This window comes from Sphingobium sp. BYY-5 (assembly GCF_022758885.1).
Lineage (GTDB): Bacteria > Pseudomonadota > Alphaproteobacteria > Sphingomonadales > Sphingomonadaceae > Sphingobium.
Map to the genome: position 1 here is coordinate 2,376,033 of NZ_JALEBH010000001.1, position 6,468 is coordinate 2,382,500.

4 protein-coding genes, 1 tRNA gene and 2 rRNA genes (1 of these 7 cut by a window edge) are annotated in these 6,468 nt (G+C 56.5%); 4 read left to right on the top strand and 3 right to left on the bottom strand.

Going from position 1 to position 6,468, the window contains the following annotated elements; genetic code table 11:
- Nucleotides 1–79: 79 nt before the first annotated feature.
- The 4 genes from pgeF (at nucleotide 80) to MOK15_RS11440 (ending at nucleotide 3,897) form a co-directional block, all read left to right on the top strand.
- The gene (gene pgeF / locus MOK15_RS11425; protein ID WP_242931725.1) at nucleotides 80–841 is read left to right on the top strand and encodes a peptidoglycan editing factor PgeF; all 762 of its coding nucleotides are present in this window, start codon (nucleotides 80–82) and stop codon (nucleotides 839–841) included.
- A gap of 391 nt (nucleotides 842–1,232) precedes the next feature.
- Nucleotides 1,233–2,756 carry an IS21 family transposase gene (gene istA / locus MOK15_RS11430; protein WP_242930107.1) on the top strand — a complete coding sequence of 508 codons (1,524 nt, stop codon included), beginning with the start codon at nucleotides 1,233–1,235 and terminating at the stop codon, nucleotides 2,754–2,756.
- Nucleotides 2,746–3,552 carry an IS21-like element helper ATPase IstB gene (gene istB / locus MOK15_RS11435; protein ID WP_242930106.1) on the top strand — a complete coding sequence of 269 codons (807 nt, stop codon included), beginning with the start codon at nucleotides 2,746–2,748 and terminating at the stop codon, nucleotides 3,550–3,552. Before istA ends, istB begins: the two co-directional genes overlap by 11 nt.
- Before the next feature lie 75 nt (nucleotides 3,553–3,627).
- Complete coding sequence (locus MOK15_RS11440; protein WP_242931726.1) at nucleotides 3,628–3,897, top strand: hypothetical protein; 270 nt, start codon at nucleotides 3,628–3,630, stop codon at nucleotides 3,895–3,897.
- 55 nt (nucleotides 3,898–3,952) lie between these two features.
- Here MOK15_RS11440 and MOK15_RS11445 read toward each other — a convergent pair.
- The 3 genes from MOK15_RS11445 to MOK15_RS11455 all read right to left on the bottom strand — a co-directional run.
- Nucleotides 3,953–4,029 (bottom strand) — tRNA-Met (locus MOK15_RS11445).
- Between the two features lie 88 nt (nucleotides 4,030–4,117).
- Nucleotides 4,118–4,232 (bottom strand): 5S ribosomal RNA (gene rrf / locus MOK15_RS11450).
- Between the two features lie 151 nt (nucleotides 4,233–4,383).
- Nucleotides 4,384–6,468, bottom strand: a 23S ribosomal RNA gene (locus MOK15_RS11455) (it continues 706 nt past the right edge of the window).

A 6,468-nucleotide genomic window follows, 5' to 3' on the forward strand; every position in this document is an offset into this window, starting at 1 on the left:
GGGAGGAGGAGACTATCGCCTAATCCGGCGCGCGCAAGTATGTTGCGCGACCATGACATGAAAGTTGGGAAGGGCCGGCGTGATCGAACTGCTGAAGGCACGGGTGCTTGGGGATATGCCGCATGGTTTTGCCGGGCGGAAAGGCGGGGTATCGACCGGGCTTTATGCCGGGCTCAATGTAGGATTGGGATCGGATGACGATCGCACGGCGATTTTACGCAACCGAGAGTTAGCGCTCGATGCGGTGCTGCCGGGCGGACAGCTTGTCACCGTGCGGCAGGTACATTCGCCGGACGTGGTGACAGCGACGCAGGTCTTCGCCGATGATGCGCGACCCGAAGCGGACGCGCTGGTGACGGATCGTCCTGGGCTGTTGCTGGGCATATTGACGGCGGACTGCGTGCCGGTGCTGTTTGTCGATGCGACGGCGGGGGTGATAGGGGCCGCCCATGCAGGCTGGAAGGGTGCGATTGGCGGCGTGACCGATGCAACATTGACGGCCATGGTTGCTCTGGGCGCACGGCGGGATCGGATCTCGTGCGCGATCGGTCCATGCATTGGGCGCTCCTTCTATGAGGTGACGGAGGATTTCGCGCATCGCTTCGAGGAAGCGGATGCGGAAAATGGCCGCTTCTTTTTGGAAGGACGCGCGGGGCATATGCAGTTCGACATTGGCGGCTATGTCGCGTCGCGCCTTGCGGCGGCCGGCGTTGGCTGGGTGGAGATGCTGGACGAAGACACATATAGCCAGCCGGAACGGTTTTTCAGCTATCGTCGGTCCTGTCATCTGGGCGAACCCGGCTATGGGCGCCAGATCTCGATGATTGGCTTACCGGGCTGAGCGTCTGCTGCAGGCTGAGGCGCGGGAGAAGGGCAAAGAAACACCCCAGGAGATCGTTGATTTCCTGGGGTTATCTAACTTGGTTTCGATGGTTGCGGGGCTCGCAACTACTGGAACCGACACTCTCTCAAAGTGGCAGTTTGAGAACGTCATTCTAAACGATGGTTAGGGTCATCACATAAAAGTGCGAATCCCTCCCTCGCCATCATTCAATAGGCTTATCATACTTATTTTAAACGATAAACTTATTGCCTCCTTCAAACAAGAACCTCATCTATTTGTTGATTTCCACTGAGAAGTGACCCGGGTAGGGCGTAAATTTCCACTGAGAATTGACCCATGTTGAACTCGTCCCTGGCTTTGACAAGCGAGGGTATATGGAGTGTTGGACATGGCGTTATTAAGCGTTATCCGGCGCTGGCATTTTCGCGATCATCTACCGATCCGGGAGATAGCGCGGCGCACCGGACTATCACGCAACACGATCCGCAAATATTTGCGGTCCGAGACGATCGATCCGCGGTTCAAGGTGCCCGATCGACCAAGCAAACTGGACCCATTTGCTGAGCATCTGGCGGCCTGGCTGCGGCGCGAGATGGGCCGATCGCGCAAGCAGAAGCGCACGATCAAGCAGTTTCACGCCGATCTGGTGAGCCTGGGCTATGAAGGATCCTACAACCGGGTTGCCGCTTTTGCTCGGGACTGGCGCGAAGATTATCGGCGCCAGCAACAGATTGGCGGGCGTGGGACATTCGTGCCCCTATCGTTCGCGCCGGGGGAAGCTTTTCAGTTTGATTGGAGCGAGGACTGGGCAATCATCGCCGGGGTTCGGACCAAGCTGCAGGTCGCGCATTTCAAGCTCAGTTACAGCCGGGCATTCATCGTGCGTGCCTACCTTCTGCAAACCCATGAGATGCTGTTCGACGCCCATAATCACGCCTTCCGCGTGCTGGGCGGCGTGCCGCGCCGGGGTATCTATGACAATATGCGCACTGCCGTCGACAAGGTCGGGCGTGGCAAGAAACGCACCGTCAACGCACGCTTCCTGACGATGGTCAGCCACTATCTGTTCGAAGCTGAGTTCTGTAACCCGGCTGCGGGATGGGAAAAGGGGCAGGTCGAGAAGAATGTCCAGGATGCGCGGCACCGTCTGTGGCAACCAACGCCGCAGGCCGAGAGCCTTGATGCGCTGAACCTGTGGCTGGAGGAGCGCTGCAAGGCGTTATGGGAGGACATCCCTCACGGGATCGAACCCGGATCGGTTGCCAATGCCTGGGCCGATGAATCTGAGTGTCTGATGGTTGCGGGCAGGCCCTTCGATGGTTTTGTGGAATATCGCAAACGGGTATCGCCGACCTGCCTCATCCACTTTGAGCGCAATCGCTACAGCGTACCGGCCTCTTTCGCCAATCGCACTGTCAGCCTGCGCGTCTATCCTGATCGCTTCCAGGTCGTCGCCGAGGGACAGCCAATCTGCACGCATCAGCGCATCATCAACCGCTCTCACGACGGTCCAGGTCATACGGTTTATGACTGGCGCCATTATCTGGCGGTCGTGCAGCGCAAGCCCGGCGCCCTGCGCAACGGTGCGCCCTTCCTTGAGCTACCCGATGCGTTCCAGCGTCTGCAGCGACATCTGTTGCGCAATCCTGGCGGCGACAGGGAAATGGTCGAAATACTGGCGCTGGTTCTTCATCATAATGAGCAACTGGTGTTGACGGCGGTCACCATGGCGCTGGAGGCTGGCGTTCCGACCAAGACCCATATCCTCAATCTGCTCTACAGGCTGGTCGACGGAAAACCGATCTCCACGCCGCCGGTGACGGCGCCCCAGGCGCTCAAGCTGGTCAGCGAGCCGATGGCCAATGTCGAACGCTATGATGATCTGCGCAAGGAGAAGCGTCATGCGTCATGACCCTGCCAGCGGCGCCATCGTCGTCATGCTCCGCAGCCTCAAGATGCATGGCATGGCGCAGGCCGTCACCGATCTCATGGAACAGGGATCTCCAGCCTTCGAAGCCGCCATTCCGATCCTCTCCCAGTTGCTCAAAGCCGAGACAGCAGAACGGGAGGTTCGATCTGTGGCCTATCAGCTTAAGATCGCGCGCTTCCCTGTCTATCGCGATCTGGCCGGCTTCGACTTTACCAGTAGCGAGGTCAATGAAGCTCTGGTGCGTCAGTTGCATCGCTGCGACTTCATCGACATCGCCGACAATATCGTGCTGGTCGGCGGTCCTGGCACCGGCAAGAGCCATGTGGCAACGGCGCTGGGCATCCAGGCCATCGAACATCATCGAAAGCGCGTCCGCTTCTTCTCGACGGTCGAACTGGTCAATGCGCTCGAGCAGGAAAAAGCACAGGGCAAGGCCGGTCAGATCGCCAATCGCCTCCTGCACTCTGATCTCGTTATCCTGGATGAGCTTGGATATCTGCCGTTCAGTGCTTCAGGGGGCGCGCTGCTCTTCCATCTGCTGAGCAAACTCTACGAGCGCACCAGCGTCATCATCACCACAAACCTCAGCTTCAGCGAATGGGCCACCGTGTTCGGCGACGCCAAAATGACCACGGCGCTTCTCGATCGGCTTACCCATCATTGCCACATCCTGGAGACCGGCAACGATAGCTTCCGCTTCAAAAACAGCTCTGCCAAGCAGATCAGAACCGAAAGGAGAAAACCACGGGTTGACCCGCCCATGACACCCGAAACATAATCCGCAGACGGGTCACTTCTCGATGGAAAACCCGGGTCACTTCTCAGTGGAAATCAACAGATCGACGGCTATGAGATGGCGTTGCTTCCCTGGAGCGACGATGCGCCGGGCGCGAGCGGGGCCTTGGCCAAAGGCGATGTCTATGTGCCCTCGAAGTCCGGGAGCATCCTCTATTTTTCCGTTGAGGATATTGATGGCGCCTTGGAAAGAGCGGAAGCAGCGGGGGGATGCGTGCTCTATCCCAGGAAGGCGCTCGGTCAGGCCGGTTTTGTAGCGGAGATTGAGGATAGCGAGGGCAATCGCATTGCTCTTCATGCCAAGCTGCTCTGCGGCGTGGAAGCATAGGCAAAGAAATACCCCAGGAGATCGTTGATTTTCTGGGGTTATCTAATTTGCCTTTTGGTTGCGGGGGCAGGATTTGAACCTGCGACCTTCAGGTTATGAGCCTGACGAGCTACCGGGCTGCTCCACCCCGCGACACCGAAGCAAAAAGGGCGGCCGTATTTTACGGGCCGCCCTTTTAGGATGTGAATGGGTTTTGTTTGAACAAAGCGCGAGCTTCAATGCCTGGCGACGCCCTACTCTTCCGGGGCTTGAGCCACAGTACCATCGGCGCAGTCAGGTTTCACGGCCGAGTTCGGGATGGGATCGGGTGGGTCACTGACGCTATGGTCACCAAGCAATGGAGCTGGCGCTTTGTTTTGGGTTTAATCGATGTCCGTGCACGTTTGTATGTGTGTGTTGATATCTGGGCTGGCTTAACAAGCCGCCATGTTTCGACAGTTTCAAGGCTGTCGTTGATGGTGGGACTCTATGATCCATATGGATCACTTAAGCGCGAACAGAGCAATTAGGATCGGTTAGCTCCATGCGTTACCGCACTTCCACATCCGACCTATCAACGTCGTGGTCTACGACGGCTCGATGAAATCTTATCTTGAGGGAGGCTTCCCGCTTAGATGCTTTCAGCGGTTATCCCGTCCATACATAGCTACCCAGCTGCGCTCTTGGCAGAACGACTGGTACACCAGAGGTATGTTCAACCCGGTCCTCTCGTACTAGGGTCAACTCCTCTCAAATTTCGACGCCCACGGCAGATAGGGACCAAACTGTCTCGCGACGTTCTGAACCCAGCTCACGTACCACTTTAATTGGCGAACAGCCAAACCCTTGGGACCTGCTCCAGCCCCAGGATGTGATGAGCCGACATCGAGGTGCCAAACGATTCCGTCGATATGAGCTCTTGGGAATCATCAGCCTGTTATCCCCGGCGTACCTTTTATCCGTTGAGCGATGGCCCTTCCACGAGGGACCACCGGATCACTATGACCGACTTTCGTCTCTGCTCGACTTGTCAGTCTCGCAGTCAGGCGGGCTTATGCCATTGCACTCTAACAGACGGTTTCCAACCGTCCTGAGCCCACCATCGCGCGCCTCCGTTACTCTTTAGGAGGCGACCGCCCCAGTCAAACTACCCACCACAGAGGGTCCCTGTACCGGATAACGGTACGAGGTTAGACATCAGAAAACAGCAGGGTGGTATTTCACCTATGGCTCCACATCATCTGGCGACAATGCTTCAAAGCCTCCCACCTATGCTACACAGCTCTTTCCTAATGCCACTCTGAAGTTGCAGTAAAGGTGCACGGGGTCTTTCCGTCTAACCGCGGGTACTCCGCATCTTCACGGAGAATTCAATTTCGCTGAGCATATCCTGGAGACAGTGGGGAAGTCGTTACGCCATTCGTGCAGGTCGGAACTTACCCGACAAGGAATTTCGCTACCTTAGGACCGTTATAGTTACGGCCGCCGTTTACCTGGGCTTCAATTCAGAGCTTGCACTCCTCCTCTTAACCTTCAGGCACCGGGCAGGCGTCAGGCCCTATACGTCGTCTTGAAGCCGACTTAGCAGAGCCCTGTGTTTTTGCTAAACAGTCGCTACCCCCTGGCCTGTGCCCCCCACAAAAAGTTGCCTTGATGTGGGGCCTCCTTCTTCCGAAGGTACGGAGGCAATTTGCCGAGTTCCTTCAGGATACTTCTCTCAAACGCCTTGGTATACTCTACCATTCCACCTGTGTCGGTTTAGGGTACGGTCTATACGGAGGGGCTATTTCCTGGGACAACTTCCCTGCCCTACCAATCCAATAAGGTAGAACAAGTTACGCCATCCGTCACACACCTCCAGGCCCACGAATATTAACGTGGTTCCCATCGACTACCCCCTTCGGGCTCGTCTTAGGGGCCGGCTTACCCTGCTCAGATTAGCTTTAAGCAGGAACCCTTGGAATTTCGGCGACAGTGCATCTCACACTGTTAATCGCTACTCATGTCTGCATTCGCACTTCCGATACCTCCACGGTCGGTTACCCTCCCGCTTCAACGGCCTACGGAACGCTCCGCTACCGCTCAGTCAAAGACTGAACCCTAAGCTTCGGTGCACGTCTTGAGCCCCGTTACATCTTCGCCGCAGAACCTCTTATTTAGACCAGTGAGCTGTTACGCTTTCTTTAAAGGATGGCTGCTTCTAAGCCAACCTCCTGGTTGTTTTGGAAGTTCCACATGCTTTCCCACTTAGACGTGACTTGGGGACCTTAGCTGTAGGTTAGGGCTGTTTCCCTTTTGACGACGGACCTTAGCACCCGCCGTCTGTCTGCCGGACTAGACTCGTTGGTATTCGGAGTTTGGTTAGTATTGGTAGATCTCGCGACCCCCGCAACCATCCAGTGCTCTACCCCCAACGGCAATCATCCGACGCTCTACCTCAATAGATTTCGCGGAGAACCAGCTATTTCCCGGCTTGATTGGCCTTTCACCCCTAAACACAACTCATCCGATAATTTTTCAACATTAAACGGTTCGGCCCTCCAGTGCGTGTTACCGCACCTTCAGCCTGGTCATGCCTAGATCGCCGGGTTT